General features: G+C 36.0%; 18 protein-coding genes and 1 riboswitch. Of the genes, 15 read left to right on the top strand and 3 right to left on the bottom strand.

Going from position 1 to position 19,182, the window contains the following annotated elements:
- Together JFL43_RS13535 and JFL43_RS13530 are read left to right on the top strand one after the other, a co-directional pair.
- Positions 1–570, top strand: a 570-nt coding sequence (locus JFL43_RS13535; RefSeq protein ID WP_234447777.1) for a methyl-accepting chemotaxis protein, incomplete at its 5' end; no start/stop codon positions are given.
- Between the two features lie 283 nt (positions 571–853).
- Positions 854–1,750, top strand: coding sequence for a lectin-like domain-containing protein (locus JFL43_RS13530; protein WP_200749446.1), 897 nt, complete (start codon positions 854–856; stop codon positions 1,748–1,750).
- 104 nt (positions 1,751–1,854) lie between these two features.
- Here JFL43_RS13530 and JFL43_RS13525 read toward each other — a convergent pair whose 3' ends face one another.
- Positions 1,855–3,054 (bottom strand): class I SAM-dependent rRNA methyltransferase, encoded by a 1,200-nt coding sequence (locus tag JFL43_RS13525; protein WP_200749448.1) that lies wholly within the window; start codon positions 3,052–3,054, stop codon positions 1,855–1,857.
- A 191-nt stretch (positions 3,055–3,245) separates the two neighbouring features.
- On the opposite strand from JFL43_RS13525, the gene JFL43_RS13520 reads away from it, so the two are divergent.
- From JFL43_RS13520 to JFL43_RS13505, 4 genes are all read left to right on the top strand, one after another.
- Positions 3,246–3,785, top strand: a complete 540-nt coding sequence (locus JFL43_RS13520; protein WP_100795087.1) for a hypothetical protein — start codon at positions 3,246–3,248, stop codon at positions 3,783–3,785.
- Between the two features lie 284 nt (positions 3,786–4,069).
- Positions 4,070–5,215, top strand: coding sequence for an N-methyl-L-tryptophan oxidase (gene solA, locus JFL43_RS13515; protein ID WP_200749445.1), 1,146 nt, complete (start codon positions 4,070–4,072; stop codon positions 5,213–5,215).
- A 105-nt stretch (positions 5,216–5,320) separates the two neighbouring features.
- Complete coding sequence (locus JFL43_RS13510) at positions 5,321–5,464, top strand: hypothetical protein (RefSeq protein ID WP_200749444.1); 144 nt, start codon at positions 5,321–5,323, stop codon at positions 5,462–5,464.
- Positions 5,465–5,827: 363 nt separating this feature from the next.
- Entirely contained in the window at positions 5,828–6,835 is a 1,008-nt protein-coding gene (locus tag JFL43_RS13505; RefSeq protein ID WP_200749443.1) for a C40 family peptidase, read from the top strand.
- Between the two features lie 78 nt (positions 6,836–6,913).
- Here the strand turns inward: JFL43_RS13505 and JFL43_RS13500 are convergent, their stop codons facing one another.
- The gene (locus JFL43_RS13500; protein WP_200749442.1) at positions 6,914–7,249 is read right to left on the bottom strand and encodes a heme oxygenase; all 336 of its coding nucleotides are present in this window, start codon (positions 7,247–7,249) and stop codon (positions 6,914–6,916) included.
- 352 nt (positions 7,250–7,601) lie between these two features.
- On the opposite strand from JFL43_RS13500, the gene JFL43_RS13495 reads away from it, so the two are divergent.
- The 4 genes from JFL43_RS13495 to JFL43_RS13480 all read left to right on the top strand — a co-directional run bounded on the left by JFL43_RS13495 (position 7,602) and on the right by JFL43_RS13480 (position 11,172).
- Positions 7,602–8,210 carry a TetR/AcrR family transcriptional regulator gene (locus JFL43_RS13495; protein ID WP_200749441.1) on the top strand — a complete coding sequence of 203 codons (609 nt, stop codon included), beginning with the start codon at positions 7,602–7,604 and terminating at the stop codon, positions 8,208–8,210.
- 472 nt (positions 8,211–8,682) lie between these two features.
- Positions 8,683–8,832 carry a hypothetical protein gene (locus JFL43_RS13490; RefSeq protein ID WP_200749440.1) on the top strand — a complete coding sequence of 50 codons (150 nt, stop codon included), beginning with the start codon at positions 8,683–8,685 and terminating at the stop codon, positions 8,830–8,832.
- Between the two features lie 213 nt (positions 8,833–9,045).
- On the top strand, positions 9,046–10,620 hold the full coding sequence (locus tag JFL43_RS13485) for a sensor domain-containing diguanylate cyclase (RefSeq protein WP_200749439.1): 1,575 nt from the start codon (positions 9,046–9,048) through the stop codon (positions 10,618–10,620).
- 96 nt (positions 10,621–10,716) lie between these two features.
- Positions 10,717–11,172 (top strand): helix-turn-helix transcriptional regulator, encoded by a 456-nt coding sequence (locus tag JFL43_RS13480; RefSeq protein ID WP_200749438.1) that lies wholly within the window; start codon positions 10,717–10,719, stop codon positions 11,170–11,172.
- Positions 11,173–11,739: 567 nt separating this feature from the next.
- On the opposite strand, the gene JFL43_RS13475 is transcribed toward JFL43_RS13480, so the two are convergent.
- Positions 11,740–13,227 carry a catalase gene (locus JFL43_RS13475; RefSeq protein WP_100795079.1) on the bottom strand — a complete coding sequence of 496 codons (1,488 nt, stop codon included), beginning with the start codon at positions 13,225–13,227 and terminating at the stop codon, positions 11,740–11,742.
- A gap of 835 nt (positions 13,228–14,062) precedes the next feature.
- Between JFL43_RS13475 and JFL43_RS13470 the strand changes: the two genes are divergently transcribed.
- From JFL43_RS13470 to JFL43_RS13450, 5 genes are all read left to right on the top strand, one after another.
- Entirely contained in the window at positions 14,063–15,178 is a 1,116-nt protein-coding gene (locus tag JFL43_RS13470) for a response regulator (protein ID WP_200749437.1), read from the top strand.
- Positions 15,179–15,258: 80 nt separating this feature from the next.
- A complete protein-coding gene (locus JFL43_RS23525; RefSeq protein ID WP_157813076.1) occupies positions 15,259–15,378 on the top strand; it encodes a diguanylate cyclase domain-containing protein in 120 nt (39 codons plus the stop codon).
- Between the two features lie 340 nt (positions 15,379–15,718).
- Positions 15,719–16,774 (top strand): nitric oxide synthase oxygenase, encoded by a 1,056-nt coding sequence (locus JFL43_RS13460; RefSeq protein WP_200749447.1) that lies wholly within the window; start codon positions 15,719–15,721, stop codon positions 16,772–16,774.
- A gap of 93 nt (positions 16,775–16,867) precedes the next feature.
- Positions 16,868–16,976, top strand: a riboswitch (SAM riboswitch).
- 171 nt (positions 16,977–17,147) lie between these two features.
- Positions 17,148–18,347: a M20 metallopeptidase family protein gene (locus JFL43_RS13455; protein ID WP_200749436.1), complete on the top strand. Its 1,200-nt coding sequence runs from the start codon at positions 17,148–17,150 to the stop codon at positions 18,345–18,347.
- Between the two features lie 12 nt (positions 18,348–18,359).
- A complete protein-coding gene (locus JFL43_RS13450) occupies positions 18,360–19,169 on the top strand; it encodes a VOC family protein (RefSeq protein WP_200749435.1) in 810 nt (269 codons plus the stop codon).
- Positions 19,170–19,182 lie beyond the last annotated feature (13 nt).

Below are 19,182 nucleotides of genomic sequence, written 5' to 3'. Positions count from 1 at the left end.
TTCCGTTCGATTGAAGAAATGGTTGAAGTAATTACAAGTATTGCGGATCAAACAAATTTACTAGCTTTAAATGCTGCAATTGAAGCTGCAAGAGCTGGTGAATCGGGTAAAGGTTTTGCAGTTGTAGCGGATGAAGTACGCAAACTTGCTGAAATGTCTCGCAATTCTGCAGAAGATATTCGTGAACATCTACAAAACTTTAGTAGTACTGCAGAAAGTGTAGTAAAAGAGATGAATGAAAGTTCACTTGAAGTGAAAGAAGGAAGCCTAGCGGTCAGCTCAATTGGCACAAATTTAAAAGCTATTTTACAATCCGTACGGCATGTGAATGAAGAAATTCAAGAAGATTCTGCTGTCGTAGAACAAATGTCTGCAAGTTCAGAGGAGATTCTTGCTTCTACTGAGCAGATGAATGACATCGTAGTAAACAATGCAAACCGTGCTACAAGAGTCGCAAGTGCATCAGATCAACAAGTCCAAATTGTTAATGAGTTAAGCAATATTAGCCAATATTTGGCTGACAATGCGGATAAAATGATGGCAGTTATTAAACAGTTTAAAGTGAAGTGAAAATGAGGAAAAGGGTCGCTATTGCGGCTCTTTTTTTATTGTTTAAATATGTGCTGTCAAAATCCATTGTATATTTAAAGGCTTCAAAGCGTAGATTAAAAGGAATGAAGATTTATATATTTATCATATTTTTATTATTAATAATCTATTTTGATAAAAAAATGTTAATTTATTCGGTAAAATACATTGTCCGAAAAATTAGATTTTTAAATAGTTAACAAAGGGGAATGATTTTAGTAAGAGTATGTTGGCGTTATTTTCATAAGAAAGAGAGGTGATTACAATGATGAAAAGAGTATGCATAATTGCATCGAGTCTATTTTTACTTTTCGCCATACTTATAGGCTTTAAACTAGCAGGGGCACAAACGGTACTTGCAGCTAAAGCAACTACGGTGATATCTGCCAATTTTTTAGAATACTTTAAAGTCAGAAATAGTGAAGCAACACAGACAAAATATAAGGATGGTATTATTTTACTAACACCGGATGAGAAAAATAAAGATGGAGCAATTACGTTGAATGATAAGATTGATTTTACAAAAGATTTTCAGCTAACAGGCGCTGTCAATATAGGTGGAAAATCCGAAAAAGGTGGCGGGGCGGATGGCATTGGATTTGCTTTTCATCAAGGAGGGTCACATGCAATAGGGCAAGGTGGTGCAAATCTAGGTATCGGCGGTTTGAAAAATGCGATCGGTTTCAAAATTGATACATTCAGAAATGGTACAAAAGCGAGTTCAAGCAGAATGCTGGGATGGGAAGCGGATCCAACAGATAAAAGTTTTAATAAAGCTATCTATGGAAATAGTCCGTTCGGAGCGTTTGTCACAACAGATCATCAAGGCTGGGCGGCAATGGTACGGGGTACAAATCAAAATATCGAATTTGCTACTATTAAAATAACTAGCTGCGAGACAATCGACTGTTTAAATCCCGGAATAATGACAAATCTAAGTGATCAAGTTGGCGGTGAATTTAAGGATTTCACGATTATGTATGACGCTAATACTAAAACGATGACCGTAAAATATGGCATGTACATATGGCAGCACTCTTTTGAGAATGAAGTGCGTGAGGATGCCCCTTATTACGCCTTCTCGATTACAGCCTCAACAAGTGAGCAACACAATCAGCATGAATTTAAAATTGAACGCTTCACTTATACAGCGGAACAGTAAAAGAGCCGAGAGTTGGCTCTTTTTTATTTATATGCATAAAGCTAAATCTCTTAGAAATGATAGAAATAAAAAAACGCATCCATTTCTAGATGCATTTTTTGTTATTATTTATTCAATTTTTTAATGAACACAACTTTTAAATAGTTGAATTCTGGGAAGTCGCGGTTTGTGCGGAAATCCTTTGGTAATGAAGACTGTTCAACGATTTTGTAGCGAGTGTCTAAATCTTTAAACGCTTTATCAATAAATGTTTTGAATTTTTTCATACTGAAGCTTGCATTGTTTGTTGAAGCGACAATAATACCATTCTTTTCTGTAATAGCAATTGCGTCCATTAGCAATTTCGGATAGTCTTTTGCAGTACTGAACGTCATTTTTTTTGAGCGTGCAAAGCTAGGCGGGTCAAGAACAACTAGATCAAATTTCATGGCATGACGAGCTGCATATTTGAAGTAATCAAAAACATCCATTACTTTAATATTTTGCGCTTCATAGTCGATTCCATTGACACTGAATTGTTCAATCGTTTTCGCTAAGCTACGTTTTGCAAGGTCAACACTCGTTGTTTCCTTCGCGCCACCAAGTGCAGCAGCTACTGAAAACGCGCCAGTGTAAGAGAATGTGTTCAGCATATTCACATCTTCTGAATAATATTCACGAATTGTACGACGCGCATCACGTTGGTCAAGGAAAATTCCAGTCATAGCACCATCATTCAAATTCACTGCAAAGTTCATACCATTTTCTTTCACGATAATTGGGAAATCGCCAGGCTCGCCCATGACAAAATCATCTTGCTCGATATATTGGCCTTTCGTATCAAAGCGTTTCTTTTCATAGATAGCTTTGAATTCAACCAATTCAGCAAGCGCATCATAAACGTATTTTTTGAAGCTATACATGCCTTCGCTATACCAGCTCACCATATAGTAACCGTTAAAATAATCAATTGAGAGACCGCCAATGCCATCACCTTCACCGTTAAATACACGGAATGCAGTTGTTTGGCTATCCTCGAAAAAGTCAGTGCGATGATCTAAAGCTGTTTTCAATTTAGTTTTGAAAAATGCATCATCAATTTGCTCATGCTCTTTCGTTGTAAGCACCCATCCAATTCCTTTATTTTGAATTCCATAATAGCCTGTTGCTACATAGCGATTTGCACGGTCCACAAGGCGGATTAATTCGCCCTCTTCACTCAGCATATCTGTATTTACTACGGCATCTTTTAAAATTAATGGATAGCCTCTCTTTAAATCCCCGAGAAAGCTTTGGTCCACTCTTAGTGTTATCATTTTCTTCATCATGTCATCCTTACTATTCGTTTTCCTCATTATCGCATTTTTCGCCATGAATTGCGAAGCTAACCAAAAATTTCATCAAAAAGCCATCGTATTGCCATAATAAATTCAATAATAAAATATCTATTTTTTGGTAAAATAATTATACAGCATAAATAGCCAGACTGTTATTTAAATGGAGGGAGGGATTTCAAATGAGCGAACCGACTAAAGGGGAGGTTTTCGCCTTTTGGAGACCGTGGTTAGAAAATCATATTAATAATTTAGGTGAACCGTGCTGCTGGGCTTGTGGCAAGCAGTGGGGTCAAAAATATAACATTACAAACAAGGCACCCATAACATTAGAGAAATTATGGACCGACGTTGAACCACTACAACTCTTTCCGATAAAGACGACAAGATTAGGCGGTCCGATAGACGTGGATAATTTATTTTTGTTATGTCAAGAATGTGTAGATTTATCACCGCACACGACATCCGTCCGCGGCTTCTTGCAATGGGTTGCAAATCAAGACAATCAAATGCGCCGTATTGCAGAAGTCAAACGAGAATTGAAAAATTTTAATTTAGAAGACGATCTCGATTGGGTTAGTAAAGCATCTCAAAATCCAGTATTCAAAAAATGGCTAGCTACTAATATCGCTTATTTACTAAATGAAGATGAAAACGGCAATAAAGTATCACCGTCGACATACTTCGCAGCAATTTATGAATTTAAACATAAGGACAACTAATAAACCACCAGCTTAGGAGGCTGGTGGTTTGTTAGTGTGCCAAACTAAAAAGTACATGCCAACTTAAAAAGTGAAATTCTATTTAATAAGATCATTTTAGGACGTGAAAATTCAGATAAATAACAAATGGAAGGAGTTACGCAACAATCAATGCATTTTGAGCAACAAACAAGCTCATTTCAGCAACAAATCCCTCCATTTCAGCAACAATCAAAATATTCCACCATTAAAATTCTGAAATTCATAGTAAAATAATAAAAATGAGTATCAAGGAGGCAATAAAAATGCATTATGATGTGATTGTTGTTGGAGCAGGTTCAATGGGGATGGCTGCGGGCTATTTCCTTGCAAAGAGTGGCAAGAAAACACTTCTATTAGACGCGTTCAATCCGCCACATGATCAAGGAAGTCACCATGGTGAGACACGCATTATTCGTTATGCATACGGTGAAGGAGCAGAATATGTACCATTTGCTTTACGCGCGCGCGATTTATGGCAAGATCTTGCGCAGCAAACGGGTAAGGAAATTTTTCTCCAAACAGGTGTTATGAATGTTGGGGATGAAAATATTCCTTTTATTAAAAATGTAATCGCGAGTGCAGAGAAATTTGATCTACCATTAGAAGTGATGACGGCAACTGAAGTAAACGAAAAATGGCCGGGTATGCAGTTACCAGCAAATTTTGTCGGTTGTTTCGAGCCCACTTCAGGCGTATTAAGAGTAGAAGCATGTGTAGAAGGATATAGAGAATTAGCAAGCAGTGCAGGAGCAATCATTCGTACAAATAGTCGCGTCACCAAAGTCGATGTACAGCCTCAAAAAGTTACAATTGAAACTGTAGACGGTGCAACATTTACTGCGAATGCAGCAATCATTTCTGCGGGTGCATGGGCGGGGGAGTTATTAACCCAACTCGATCTAGAACTTCCTCTGAATCCAATTCGTAAAACATTTGCTTGGTATGATGTAGATGAAAAATACTACAATCAACATGACTTCCCGGCCTTTGCATTTGAGCTAGAGGAAAGCATCTACTATGGCTTCCCAAGTATTGACGGAGCGGGATTAAAAGTTGGTCGTCATGATGGTGGGGATACTGTTAATCCCGATGAGAGCAATCTTCCATTCGGCGAAATCGCAGGAGATGCAGAAGATCTGACAGGTTTCTTAGATGAATTTATGCCACGTGAGCATGAGTTGAAATTCGGTAAAACATGTATGTATACAATGACGCCAGATGAGGATTTCATCATAGATGTCCATCCAAATCACAAGAACATCGCCATTGCAGCCGGTTTCTCAGGGCACGGCTTTAAATTTGCTAGCGCTGTTGGTGAAGTACTCTGTGACCTTATCACAAAAGGGTCTACAGATTTAGATATTGCGCCTTTTTCTATGAAGCGATTTAAATCAGTAGGAAACCGGTAGATGGTGAAGAAGAAATTGCTTTACTATTTCAATGTGGTACATACGATTTTACAGGGAGAACTTTGTTTTACTTAGATTTTGTTAGACAATTCTCAACGGAAGATAATGATGAAATGGAACAGCTATTGCGAATTTACTTTTAACCCAGCTGCCGAACTCCAACATCTGCAGTATGATGATTTCTACTTTGATTATGAGGGTGATGCAGAAGATTTTTACCAAAATATTGAATTTATTAAAGAATTTTAAATTCCGATGGCTATGACACCTATTAATCTAGATATTTATCAAGAAGAAACATAACTAGTTTTTTCACTATATACGTAAACTCCCTTAGCTTTTACAGCGAAGGGAGTTTTTTTGTATCCCAGCTTAAAATTAATGGGAAATTAATACATTTATATTTCTTTTTTATTAAAAATTTGATAATTCAAATTCGATTTGCATTATTTGTAATGAAGTGTAATGGCATTGTAAATGAAATGCTGTTGTTTCTCCGATGATTATTCAATAGAATTAATGGTGGAATTAATAAAAAACGTAACTAAACATTAAAAGATATCAAAAAAATATCATTAATAATAAAAAGAAAATCGGAGGAACATTATTAATATGAACAATAAAACAGTATTTAAAGCCATAACAGCAAGTGCATTAACGCTTGCACTTGGACTAGGAACACTATTAAATAATCAACCTCAAGAACAAATACAAACAAATGCAACGACCGTCGTACAGGACTCTGCGAAGAAAATTACAATGGTAGCAAGTTCAAAAGCAGTAAAAACTACAGGCAAATATAAGACAACAGATGCATTAAATATGAGAACGGGAGCATCTACAAGCCATAAGAAAATTATGACGCTGAAAAAGGGAGCTGTCGTAACAACAACATATAAAAAGAAAGTAAGCGGAACAACGTGGTACAAAGTTAAATACAATGGCAAAACAGGCTGGGTAACAGGCACATACTTAAAAACATATAAAAAATCATCAGCTACTGCTGTAAAGGCAACAAAAATTAGTGGTAAATACAAGACAACAGCAATATTAAATATGAGAACAGGAGCTTCTACAAGCAGTAAAAAAGTTACAACTTTGAAAAAAGGAGCTGTCGTAACAGCTACATATAAAAAGAAAGTAAGCGGAACAACATGGTACAAAGTTAAATACAGTGGTAAAACAGGTTGGGTATCTAGTTCTTACTTAAAAAAATATAAAAAAACAACAACCGTTTCTAATTCAAACTTAGCTAGTCGCAATAAAATTATCAGCGCTGGTAGTCAATATCTAGGCGTACCTTATGTATGGGGTGGCATGTCTCCGTCAGGTTTTGACTGCTCTGGTTTCACAGCCTATGCTTATAAAAAAGCGGGTTATGGAACACTGCCACATAATAGCCGTTCTCAACGTGCCGTTACTAAAGAGGTAAATAGCCCACAAGTAGGCGATTTAATCTTCTTTACTGCATCACCTGGAGGTAGCACGATTACACATGTTGGCTTATATGCAGGAAACAATAAAGTATTACACGCAGCGGGAACTAGCGTACAATACCAAAGTGTTGAAAAAGGAAGCTACTGGGAACCACGTATCGTTGGCTACGGAGCATTAAAATAGATTAGTTTTTAAAAATAACAAAAGGCTCTAGCTGTTGAAGTTTAACTACAGCTAGAGCCTTTTCTATATAGAGGAATATTAAGCCTGTGAAGCTTCAATGCGTGAAACGATCTCAGCAATAACGATTTGACTACCAAGCATTGGAGATTCTTTTGGAGCCTCGCCTGGTTTTGCTTCAGGGCGTTTGTGAGATGCTTTAAATGCATCACTTTCTCGCCATTCTTTGAAGCCATCAAGTGTTTCCCAGTACATATTAACGCTCATTTCATCGTATTCTTCAAACTCTTTGCATACCGCTACTTCCACTTTGATAAAGCCGTTAAATGATTGGAGTGCACCTGGACGTGTAAAGTTAGGAGCCATTTTTTCAGCAAAGCCTTTTTTTGTTTTAATACGGTTAGTTACTACGAACATAAACAATCTCTCCTTTTTTTAAAGCATGGGCATGCCAAAAACATATGCCTTTTAAGAAATCGTATACCATTTCTAAACCCCAATGCAAATAAGAGCCTATATTTTTTAAGAAAAAATTCCATTGAATTTAATATTGATCTACATCAAATCCAGAACTTTGATAGGATATGTTGAAAAACGCTGCTTGATTGAATATTCATATCCTAAGAAGGGGCTTTGAATAATGGAAATTGAGGTTTTATTCTATTCGCATAATAGTCACTATGCCAACGTTATTATTGGTAACGAATGGTATAATGTAGTATATAAGGGCTTATGATAGGCCAATACTTTACAAATTGAGGTGAATAAAATGCCGAGAGAGAGAAAGTTTTCAACTGATGAAATATTTAATACTACTCAGTTACTTTTAATGAAGTATGGATATGAAGGCTTTACATTTAGCTTATTGGCAAGGGCATTGGACGTTTCAAGGGCAGCAATTTATAAATATTATATGAATAAAGAAGAACTTATTTTGGATTATATGAATTCAACTATGCAGGAAGTGTATGATGATTTGCAGTCGATTGATCAACAAGCAACTTTTCAAGTGCAGTTGGATGAATTACTTACAAAAATCTATCAATATAAGGATTTACATCAAATTTTTGAGATGACATATTATATTCAGGAGAATGCTTCTGAAATAGTTATGCAAAAAAAGACATCACTGAAGCAAATTACAGTAAATATGTATGACGTATTGCAAAAGTTGATTGAACAAGGCAAGAAAGAGCGTTTTCTGAATAAAAAAATGCCAAGAGATTTAATACTCGTATTTATGCTTCGGAGTATTTCAACGCCAAATCGTCTAGGATTTGCCCAGGAAGAGTGGATTCGCTCAATTAAAGAACTAATCTGTTATGGAATCGCTGAGCAAAAGATAAGTGATACTAATATGACCTTTGATTTACGATAATGGCTAGGCTTAATTTTAACCTTCGAATATTATTTAGAGCATAAGATAACAATAAGAAAGGAAGATTTAAAGGGGAAATACCCTTGTTGAATTTATACATATATATATTAAAAGGTGTGTTGATTAGGGGAATATTAGGTTGTTATTTACTGCTAAAATAGTTTTTTTTATGTTCAATACTAACGTATATTATTACATGTTTTAGCTGATTGTAGCGGAGGGTGCTTGCCCGCGGAAAGCGAGCATCCCGTAGCGGAAATCAACCTACCACTTTAATAGTTATGATTAAAATTGGTTAATCAACACGCCTGATATATTAATAATTTTAAAGCAAGTAATCGAGTTTTAGCAGGCGCTTCATTGGAAATTTTGTCGATTTTAATGTATAATATTGTTTGAATGTTAAAAAAATTATCGAAACAAGGATAGGGATTTCAAAGATGTCAGTACGAAAAGATAAGGGGTTGATCGTATGTTGGACAAGCTGTTGAGGTTTTTAGGTATTAAAATAGATGAAGTCGATGACGATTTTGATGATACTGTAAAACGTTTTGATGATGCAGATTCTATTTTTAACCGTTCTGAAGATAAAGAGATTGGAAATAATGGAAAAGTTGTATAATAGAGATATTAAACATGTTGTAGTCAATAATTTATTAATTTGGATAAATCGTTTTTAGGCTGAATGGCTTAATTACGATTTTTTATTTTTCGGGAAATATGAACAAAATAGCATAGAAGACTATAAAACAATATACTTATTATAAGAATGCTATGTTAATATTTTACTTATTACATAAAATAAAGATTTATTTTAGAGAAATAGGTAGGGCATATGAAAAAATTTAATCTAAAATTACATCATTTGATCACTAGTGTAGCCGTTTTGGCATTCATATTAACGATTGCCAGTAGCTTATGGAGTAGTTATCGTACGAATACGCAATCCTTGCAGGAAAATACACTAGAGACAAATCGTGTATATGCGGAAAAATTAGCAATGACCGCAAATGATTATATAGAAGAGACATTACAAACACTTAGTATTAGTTCCGAAGAAGTTGCAACCTTTATAGATGATGAAGGAAAACTTTTACATGAAGCAGATCGGATGAAAAATCAGACAAATACTTTTAACTCTGTATTGATTGTGGATGCAAAGGGGAAGGTACTAGCAACGTCACCTCAATCACTAGATTTGAAAGGCAAAAAACTGACATCTGAAGCAATGAAAGAAGCAATTTTACAAAAGAAGCCAATGATCTCCAAGCCGTATGAGGGAATTACAAATCGTCTACTGATCTTCATCTCAGTGCCAGTTTTCGCGAAGGATGGTAGTTATTTAGGACTTGTAGGTGGGACCATTTATTTGAAAGAGAAAAATATATTAAACGAAGTACTCGGTGAGCATTTTTACAAGGACGGATCTTACGTTTATGTTATAGATGGCGATGGACGCATTATCTATCATCAGGATAAGTCATGTATTAATGACTTGGCGCCTGAAAATATGGTTGTACACGAAATAATTACAAAGCTGAGTAGCGGTGCAAGCCGCCTAACGAATTCAGAAGGTGATGATATGCTTGCAGGTTATTCATATATATCTATTGCTGATTGGGGTGTAGTAGCTCAGCGTCCAACTCGAATGGCTTTAATGCCTGCAAAGAATATGGTGAAGCAAATGCTTTACGTTTCACTACCATTACTAATTATTTCTTTAGCTATTATTCTATGGGCTTCGCTAAAAATTGCGAGACCACTTCAACAGCTAGCAGCGTTAACAGAAAGTAGTATGAAAACGAATGAGGAAAAGAATCTTGCACAAGTGCCAGGCTGGTATTATGAAGTCATCCAGCTGAAAAAGGCATTAATACAAAGCTTATCTTTCTTACATGGACAAGTAAGCTTCTTTATGGACCAATCTACAACCGATCCATTAACAGGCCTCACAAACCGTCGTACACTGGATGAACGTATGCAGAAGTGGACACAAGAGAAAACACCTTATGCTGTTATTTTGCTAGATATTGATCGTTTCAAATTAGTGAACGATTCATATGGTCATGGTGTTGGCGACGAAGTTTTAAAGTTTCTAGCATTGAAGATGAAAAATAATACTCGGGTAAATGATATATGCTGCCGCTATGGAGGAGAAGAATTCATCATCCTGCTCCCTGATACATCAGCAGTTGAGGCATATAATATAGCAGAGAAATTACGTTCAGATATAGAAAAAACAATTAGTCCAACAGGGAAAAACATCACCATTTCAGCCGGTATTGCAGAATATCCATTAATGGCAACTAAGCAAACTTCTATAATTGAAAAAGCGGACCAATACTTATATGAAGCAAAAGAACAAGGTAGAAATCGTGTAGTAATGACAGATGAAACTCCAGTCTTTTAATAATAGGATTTTTCCTTTATATTTTCAGTTGAAATTTCACTTTTCTATTTTTGTGATGTAAAATTACACTAATAGAAACGAACGAGGGTGATGAAAATGGATAGAGAACAAATCATTAGTATCTCTACTGATAAATTGAAGTTAGTACGAACAGAGAATGGTTATACACAGGATAAAATGGCCGAAGTACTTGGTATTTCGAAAAAAACGCTCGTGCAAATTGAAAAACAGCGAATGCAATGTGGTTGGACAACAGCGGTTGCGCTTTGTGCGTTGTTCCGAGAAAGTTCTATTTTGCAAAATGCAATGGGCGGCGATCCAATGGAAGTAGTGGAGCTAACAGCACATGATGTCATTGCACGTCCAAAAGAAAAAACAATGGGCGGTCACGTATGGTGGCGTACGGTACAAGAGGATAAGGGATATCGTCTACAGAAAAATATTTTGAGCAACCATTATCGCGTTTTAGATGACGAAGCATATCGTTGGTTTAGTACGATGGATAGGGAAGCAGCTACTGAGGAATTTGCACGCATTATATTAGAAAACTAATTAGTATACTTGATAGGAAAGATGAATAAGTATTAGGCATCCACTTAGAAAAGGCGGATGTTTTTTGCGTTTGGTGGTAGCTTGATGCTAATGAGTTTTGAAAGTGTCGTGGCCTAGCGCTATTAATTGCAAGCTCATTTTTGATATCTCGCAATAGTTCAACTTTAGCTTTAGAATATTATGTTGTGTCTGAAATAGCTGCTCAAACTGTTTTAGTGACGACAATTGTAAGCTGTATTACAGTGACGATTGTTATTTATGTATCGAAGATTTTATATGTTTAGCGAATGCGGAGAAATGTAAGGTAGAAATTTATTATAATATAGAGAAAAGCATCTTTTCTGCTTAGAGAGATGCTTTTTTTTGTGGATAACTATTTGATATAAGAAAAATACTATCCACACCATACACAGAGTTATACACTTATTTTGTTAGTATGTGGATAGAAAACAGTTTATTTACGTATTTTTGATAGAAAATTCAAAATAATTAGGTGAATTGTGGATAAGTGGTCAGAAAGTAAAAAAGCCTCGATTAGCATGAATAGCTAATCGAGGCTTCGTTATATTAACGGTATTGGATTTCTTTATTGACATTGATGTCGTTAATGTCGATACCCATTGCTTTGGCAACACCTGTACCATAAGCAGTATCTGCTTTGTAGCAGTGGATGATGTGACGTTCTTTAATGAAGAACTCAACACCATCCATGTTACGAGCAGTGTTTTCGAATAAACGTTGCTTCTCTTCTGGGCTCATGATGTTGAACAATTTACCTGGTTGTTCGAAGTAATTATCATCATCTTCGCGGAAGTCATAAATATCAACTGGACCATCAATTGCTAATGCAGGGTCTTTGTATGATGGTTGTTCTTGCCATTGACCGTAGCTGTTTGGTTCGTAGTGCATTGTGCTACCTAAATTGCCATCTGTACGCATAGCGCCGTCACGGTGGAAGTTGTGTACTGGACATTTTGGTGCGTTAACAGGAATTAATGTGTTGTTAACACCTAAGCGGTAACGTGCAGCGTCTGCATAAGAGAATAAACGAGCTTGTAACATACGGTCTGGTGAGAAGCTAATACCAGGTACAACGTTCGATGGTGCAAATGAAGCTTGTTCTACTTCTGCAAAGTAGTTAGCTGGGTTACGGTTTAACTCAAATTCACCAACTGGAATAAGCGGGAAATCAGATTTATACCAAACTTTGGTTAAGTCGAATGGATTGTAGCGTAGGCTCTCTGCTTGTTCATCCGTCATAACTTGGATAGACACTGACCATTTAGGGAATTCGCCTTTTTCGATTGCTTCGTAAAGATCACGTTGTGAAGATTCACGGTCGTTTGCTACTACATCGGCAGCCTGTTGGTCAGTAAAGTTTTTTATACCTTGCTTTGAAGTGAAGTGGAATTTCACATATACACGTTGGTTAGTAGCGTTAATCATTGAGTATGTGTGAGAACCGAATCCGTGCATATGACGGTAGTCAGTTGGAATACCCCGGTCACCCATAACATAAGTTACTTGGTGTAATGCTTCAGGTAAGTTTGTCCAGAAGTCCCAGTTGTTATTAGCTGAGCGCATGTTAGTACGTGGATCACGTTTAACAGCGTGGTTTAGATCAGGGAAATGCATTGCATCACGGAAGAAGAATACAGGTGTGTTGTTACCGACTAAATCCCAGTTACCTTCTTCAGTGTAGAACTTTAATGCGAAACCGCGAATATCACGTTCAGCATCAGCAGCACCACGTTCACCAGCTACAGTTGAGAAGCGTGCGAACATATCTGTTTTTTTACCTTTTTCAGAGAAAATTCTTGCTTTTGTATATTGAGTAATATCGTGAGTTACAGTGAAAGTACCAAATGCACCTGAACCTTTAGCATGCATACGACGTTCTGGAATAACTTCACGGTTAAAGTTAGCTAATTTTTCGAGCAACCATACATCCTGCAGTAAAAGGGGTCCACGTTTACCTGCAGACATTGAGTTTGTATTACTTACGACTGGCGCACCAGCAGCAGTTGTTAACTTTTTGTTGTTAGCATTTGTCATTGTATTGTGCCTCCTATTTGAAAATGGGTTTGAACTCTTCATAAATCAATATAACAGATTACTAGATGAATTGAAAGTAAATTATAATTATTCTTTTTAAGTAATTTATATCTTAAAGTAAACTTTATTGAAAGTGGTCTGTAAAAAGTGATTTTAGTAACTGTTGAAAAATCTTATTCCTTATACCAAATTCAAAAAAGTGAGTGCTAAACGCATTTAGATCATAAAATATAAAGACTATTGGGATATTGCTAATTATGTAAATATTTATTTAGAAGAGTATTTAAACTATTTGAGCATTTATTTACTGAGAGGATTTTATTGAATGGGAATTCCTGTTTTAGATTCTTCTCATTAAAGACGTTATTATGTGTATAATCGCAAATTATAGTTATTATTATTATCATCTTATAACAATATATGATACTAATTGAAAATATAGTTTTAGCAAAGTAGGCCGTACTCCAAAACATTTGCTTGTGTTAGAGATTCACCTTGCGAATAGGTAAATGAAGTATATATAGTTCTAATCAAAATGTTCAGGAAAAAGTCATCTATGAATAGGCAAGGAATTGTTTGTCGGTTTACAATAAAGTTAAACTTATACAAAATATTTTCAGATAATTGAAAATTTCAACATCATTATGATTGGAGACCTATTGGTTATCGAGGATTAAGTATTACTAAACAATTAAATGAATGAACGGAGTACACAAATAGGTTTTTCAAATCCAATATGAAAAGCTGGAATTTATTAAAAAAGCATCATTTTTATTAGAAAACGAAGAAAAAGAAGGGAAAAAAATTACAATAATGATAACAGGGGGTGAAATTGATGAGAGTTTTATTAATCGATGATGAAGAAATTGCTTTAGAAGTACTAGAGATTATGATTAGTAAAATAGAAGGAATAGAAATTGTTGGAAAATATACAAATCCGCTTCTTGCTTTGCAAGAACTACTTAAAGTACAAGTGGATGTTGTTTTTCTCGATATGGAGATGCCTGAGATACATGGAATTGAATTTGCTGAGAAAGTAATGGAAAGGTATAACGGTGTAGAGGTACTTTTTGTAACGGCACATCCCCAATTTGCATTAGAGGCATTTGAAGTGAATGCGACTGATTATTTATTAAAACCCGTAAGTATGACACGATTAACAAAGGCAGTTAATAAAGTTGAAGAAAGAATTGCTTTATATAAATCTAGAAATGGCCCTTTTGAGCAAACACAACAAGTTTTATATGCTCGCTTTATGAGTAACTTTACGCTACTAGATTATCAACAAAAAGAAGTGAAATGGCGTACAAGAAAAGTAAAGGAATTATTCATTTTCTTATGGCACAATAGAGAAAATCTGATTCATAAGGCGAATGTCGTTGAGGCATTATGGCCAGAAATGGAAGCTACAAAAGCTGTGACGTTATTACATACAACTGTTTACCAATTGAGAAAAGCTTTAAAAGATATTGGTGTGGAAAATTCTATTACATTAGTAAACGATCATTATAAATTGTCCGTCCCCCTCACAAGTGATGTTCTTGAACTAAAAGAAATAGTACAAACAAAGGACACGCATCCTTTAAAGGTAGAAAGAGCACTCGAACTTTATAGTGGAGATTATTTAGAAGGGGACGTTTACCCATGGTCGATTCAATACCAACAATGGGTAAAACAGGCCGTTCTTCTATTTCTCGAAAAGTTTATAACGATTTCAGAAAATAAGGTAGGTCAAAACGCATTAGTGGAAAAGTGTCTAGAAAAAATGCTGATTTTAGATATGTATAATGAAACGATTATGCATCAGCTGATGAAACATTATCAACAATCAAATAATACGCAAAAGATAAAAGCGCTTTACGGAACAATTACGAATAATCTCGTAGATGAATTAGGCGTTAAAATACCTAGAGAAATTGTAGATTTATATAATGAATGTTTTTCTCATTAAGAGGGGCTGTCTCACAAGTCATTTTTTGATTTAGAGGCAGCTGTTTTAATGTTACCGGTACCTAATATTGTGACCGTCAGATCGGCGCCTGTACGTTACCTTGTTTTAGCGAGTCTGATGTAGAAACAGTGATCAAATATGCTGATAAAGCATTATATAAAGTGAAAAATAGCGGTCGTAATAATTATGCCATTGTATGATAAATTGTTATTAAAAAAATAAATTGCGCATACTTACTGAGAAAAGGAGTATCTTCTGTAAAGTGGTTTTTTTCTTTTTGTATGAAATTGGGTATGTTTTTATAACCAACATCCACTAGAAAGTGCTTTATTTTAATTTAAACTTAAAGTTGGATTTTCGGCAGATATTGTTTTGGTGTTATATGTGAAAAAGGAAATACAAAATTGCTCATTTCATAACAATATCGACAAAAGCCACAAAATCACCACAAATTTCAAGTTTTTTACCTTGTTTGTTGGAAAACGTTTCTTCTATTATGGTAGGTAGGGAAGTCGAGTGTTGACAGGAGGAACTATGCCGATGTTGAATGAGGCAGTTGATTTTTTAAAGATGTACTATGTGGAAACGGAGCGACCTGAAGAGGAGCTAATGAGCCGTTTAGCAGAAGTAGAGCGCGGGATTGAAGAACACGGTTTTTATGAACATACAATAGATGAACTGCAATTTGGGGCGCAAGTAGGTTGGCGCAACAGTAATAAATGTATTGGTCGCTTATTTTGGCAAACGATGCAATTACTTGATCAGCGTGAACTAAGAGATGAGCAGGATATTTTCCATGCACTTTTAGAACATATTGAATTTGCGACAAATGGTGGTCGTATTCGTCCAACGATTACAGTTTTCTCTCAACGTGATGTACGAGTTTGGAATCATCAATTAATCCGATATGCTGGTTATGAAACGGCAGATGGTATTGTAGGTGATCCAGATTCAGTGGCGTTTACGCAGAAATGTGAGCAACTTGGCTGGCAAGGGCAAGGTGGTCGTTTTGATGTGCTACCACTTGTTATTCAAGTAGAGGATAGAGCTCCGCAAATATTCGATATTCCAGCTGAGTATATATTAGAAGTACCGATTCGCCATCCCGAATTTGAATGGTTTGATGAGCTTGGGTTGAAATGGTATGCCGTACCTATGATCTCGAGTATGAAACTTGAAATAGGTGGCATTACGTATGCAGCAGCTCCTTTTAACGGTTGGTATATGGGAACAGAAATTGGTGCGCGTAATTTAGCGGATGACTATCGTTATAATATGCTACCTATCATTGCAGAGAAAATGGGTTTAAATACATCATCAAATTCGTCTTTATGGAAAGATCGCGCATTAGTCGAATTGAATACAGCTGTTCTTTATTCGTATAAAGAAGATGAGGTGAGCATTGTCGACCATCATACTGCTGCACAACAATTTAAGCGCTTTGAGGCAAATGAACAAACTGCAGGGCGTGATGTAACAGGGAACTGGACATGGCTTATTCCCCCATTATCACCAGCTACAACGCATGTTTTTCATAAGCCATATAATAACGAACGTAAAACGCCGAACTATTTCTATCAAAAAGCTCCTTACTAATTTGGAGAATTTTCAAAAAGATATTGCAATTTAAATTGGATTAACGTAACATAATTTCCATAAACATTTTAATCACTACTAATTTGATAGGTTTTCTTATTAAGAGAGATGGAGGGACTGGCCCGGAGACATCTCAGCAACCGCTATTTGATAGCAAGGTGCTAATTCCAGCAAGTTGATAAAAAAACTTGGTAGATGAGGAAAGGCTTATATACAGAGTCGATTTCTTCATGTGCAGCATGGAAATCGGCTTTTTTTTATCATACTTTTAATTCATAAAGCATAGGATAAAAAAGTTGTCTAAAAAAATTTACCGCTAATTCATAGTAAACTAATTTGAATTAAAGGGATAAGTGGAATGGAGGAATATTGTATGAGCACTGTAACGCAAAAAGAGCTTTTAACTTCAATTTATGAAGAAATAGATCAGGATTTTGAAGAAATAGTTGGATGGAGAAGGTATTTGCATGAGCATCCAGAATTATCATTTGAAGAATATGAGACCGCAGAATTTATTGCTGATAAGCTTGAGGATTTTGGTTTAGAAGTGAAAAAGGGTATTGGTGGAAACGGCCTAATTGGCATTTTAAAAGGCGATCAACCCGGCCCAACAATTGCATTAAGAGCGGATTTTGATGCCTTACCAATTACCGATTTAAAGGAAGTCGCTTATAAATCTCAAAAAGATGGTGTCATGCATGCTTGTGGTCATGATGGACATACGACAGCATTACTAGCTACGGCAAAAACGCTAAGTAATTACCGTGAACATCTTCATGGTAGCATCGTTTTTATCTTCCAACATGCGGAGGAAAAACCACCTGGTGGCGCAAAGTTCATGATCGCTGAAGACGTATTGAAAGATGTAGATTATATATTTGGTGCACATTTAGATTCAAGTGTACCGGTTGGGCAAGTATCTGTTGGTGATGGTTTTAAAATGGCAGCAGTTGATAAATTTGCAATCAAAATTCAAGGGCTTGGTGGGCACGGTGCGAAACCACAACAATCAATAGATTCAATCGTCATTGGTAGTGAAATTGTTGGTGCGTTACAGAAAATTGTCAGTCGCCGATTAAATCCCTTTGATCCAGCTGTTGTGACAGTTGGTATCTTCCATGCAGGAAGTGCCTTTAATATAATTGCAGATTCGGCGATGATTGAAGGAACAGTGCGCACGATGACAGAGGACGTTCGTAACAAGGTGAAAGAAGAAATCTACTCAATCGTCAAAGGGACAACGGAATCAGCACATGCTACTTACGAAATCGATTATTTACACGGCTACCCAGCTCTATACAATCATCCAGTCGAAACAGCGCTTGTGAAGGAATTATTTGAAGCGGAATTTGGTGCAGAGTCCGTTATTGAAATTGAACCATCAATGGGTGCAGAGGATTTTGCATATTTTTTAAATGAAAAGCCAGGCACTTATTTTAAAGCAGGTTCACGCAATGATGATGAACGCACGCAATTCCCACATCATCATCCAAAATTCGATTTTGATGAAAGAGCTTTATTAACGATCGAAAAATCATTTGTGAAAATCGTTTCACATTATTTATTTAAATAGGGGGACTTTAACATGGCATTTGTATTTGACCATTTAGTACAATTTGTAGAAGAACCGAAAGATGTAGTAGAGCCGTTAAAACAACAAGGAATCCACGCTGTAGAAGGAGGAGTTCATGAAGGACGCGGTACTTACAATGCACTTAGTTACTTTGATCTAAGTTATATTGAATATCTCGGTACATACGACAGAACATTAGTAGCTAAAACAAAGCATTTACCTCATAGTCTCATTGAAACTGTTGTAAATGATAATTTCAACGAAGGTTTTGTACGCTTTGCAGTTCGAACAAAAGATATTAAAGGTGTTGCAAAAAAATTAAAAGAGCAAGGTTTATCAGTACGTGGCCCGGTTCCTTTATATAGAAAACGCCCCGATGGTAGTATTATTAGCTGGCAACTACTCTATGCAGGTGAAGAAAATGATTCGCTGCAGTTGCCATTCATTATTCAATGGGATGACAATGACGACGAACGAAGACAAGAGCAAGTTGAGAAAGGTGTTATTGGCAATCAGTCAGAAAAAATTGATTTTGCTGGTGTTACTTTTGCGGTAAATGATGCTGAACAAACAGCGAGAAAGTGGTCACAGTATTTAGGATTAGAATTGGCAGAAGCATATGTAGATAAGGAATTGAATGCAAATGTACAAGTGGTGTCTTTAAATGGCGGCGATTTATACTTCGCTAGCCCTAGAGGTAAAGGTGTTGTTGCTCAAGTATTAGAAGAACGAGGAGAACGCCCATTCCAAGTGAATTTCTCAGGTGCAAAAGAAACACATACATTTGAATTATTAAATGGTCGCTATCATTTTGAAAAATAACTAAATATTTTTG

It is taken from the genome of Viridibacillus soli (genome assembly GCF_016612995.1).
GTDB classification, from domain to species: Bacteria; Bacillota; Bacilli; order Bacillales_A; family Planococcaceae; genus Viridibacillus; species Viridibacillus soli.
This window is presented reverse-complemented; position numbering and strand designations above follow the sequence as displayed.

Bases quoted from the DNA above. Each gene is read 5' to 3' on its own strand.
- JFL43_RS13530 (WP_200749446.1), top strand. From the start codon at position 854: ATGATGAAAAGAGTATGCATAATTGCATCGAGTCTATTTTTACTTTTC.
- JFL43_RS13525 (WP_200749448.1), bottom strand. From the start codon at position 3,054: ATGAAGAAAATGATAACACTAAGAGTGGACCAAAGCTTTCTCGGGGAT.
- JFL43_RS13520 (WP_100795087.1), top strand. From the start codon at position 3,246: ATGAGCGAACCGACTAAAGGGGAGGTTTTCGCCTTTTGGAGACCGTGG.
- solA (WP_200749445.1), top strand. From the start codon at position 4,070: ATGCATTATGATGTGATTGTTGTTGGAGCAGGTTCAATGGGGATGGCT.
- JFL43_RS13510 (WP_200749444.1), top strand. From the start codon at position 5,321: ATGATGAAATGGAACAGCTATTGCGAATTTACTTTTAACCCAGCTGCC.
- JFL43_RS13505 (WP_200749443.1), top strand. From the start codon at position 5,828: ATGAACAATAAAACAGTATTTAAAGCCATAACAGCAAGTGCATTAACG.
- JFL43_RS13500 (WP_200749442.1), bottom strand. From the start codon at position 7,249: ATGTTCGTAGTAACTAACCGTATTAAAACAAAAAAAGGCTTTGCTGAA.
- JFL43_RS13495 (WP_200749441.1), top strand. From the start codon at position 7,602: ATGCCGAGAGAGAGAAAGTTTTCAACTGATGAAATATTTAATACTACT.
- JFL43_RS13490 (WP_200749440.1), top strand. From the start codon at position 8,683: ATGTTGGACAAGCTGTTGAGGTTTTTAGGTATTAAAATAGATGAAGTC.
- JFL43_RS13485 (WP_200749439.1), top strand. From the start codon at position 9,046: ATGAAAAAATTTAATCTAAAATTACATCATTTGATCACTAGTGTAGCC.
- JFL43_RS13480 (WP_200749438.1), top strand. From the start codon at position 10,717: ATGGATAGAGAACAAATCATTAGTATCTCTACTGATAAATTGAAGTTA.
- JFL43_RS13475 (WP_100795079.1), bottom strand. From the start codon at position 13,227: ATGACAAATGCTAACAACAAAAAGTTAACAACTGCTGCTGGTGCGCCA.
- JFL43_RS13470 (WP_200749437.1), top strand. From the start codon at position 14,063: ATGAGAGTTTTATTAATCGATGATGAAGAAATTGCTTTAGAAGTACTA.
- JFL43_RS13460 (WP_200749447.1), top strand. From the start codon at position 15,719: ATGTTGAATGAGGCAGTTGATTTTTTAAAGATGTACTATGTGGAAACG.
- JFL43_RS13455 (WP_200749436.1), top strand. From the start codon at position 17,148: ATGAGCACTGTAACGCAAAAAGAGCTTTTAACTTCAATTTATGAAGAA.
- JFL43_RS13450 (WP_200749435.1), top strand. From the start codon at position 18,360: ATGGCATTTGTATTTGACCATTTAGTACAATTTGTAGAAGAACCGAAA.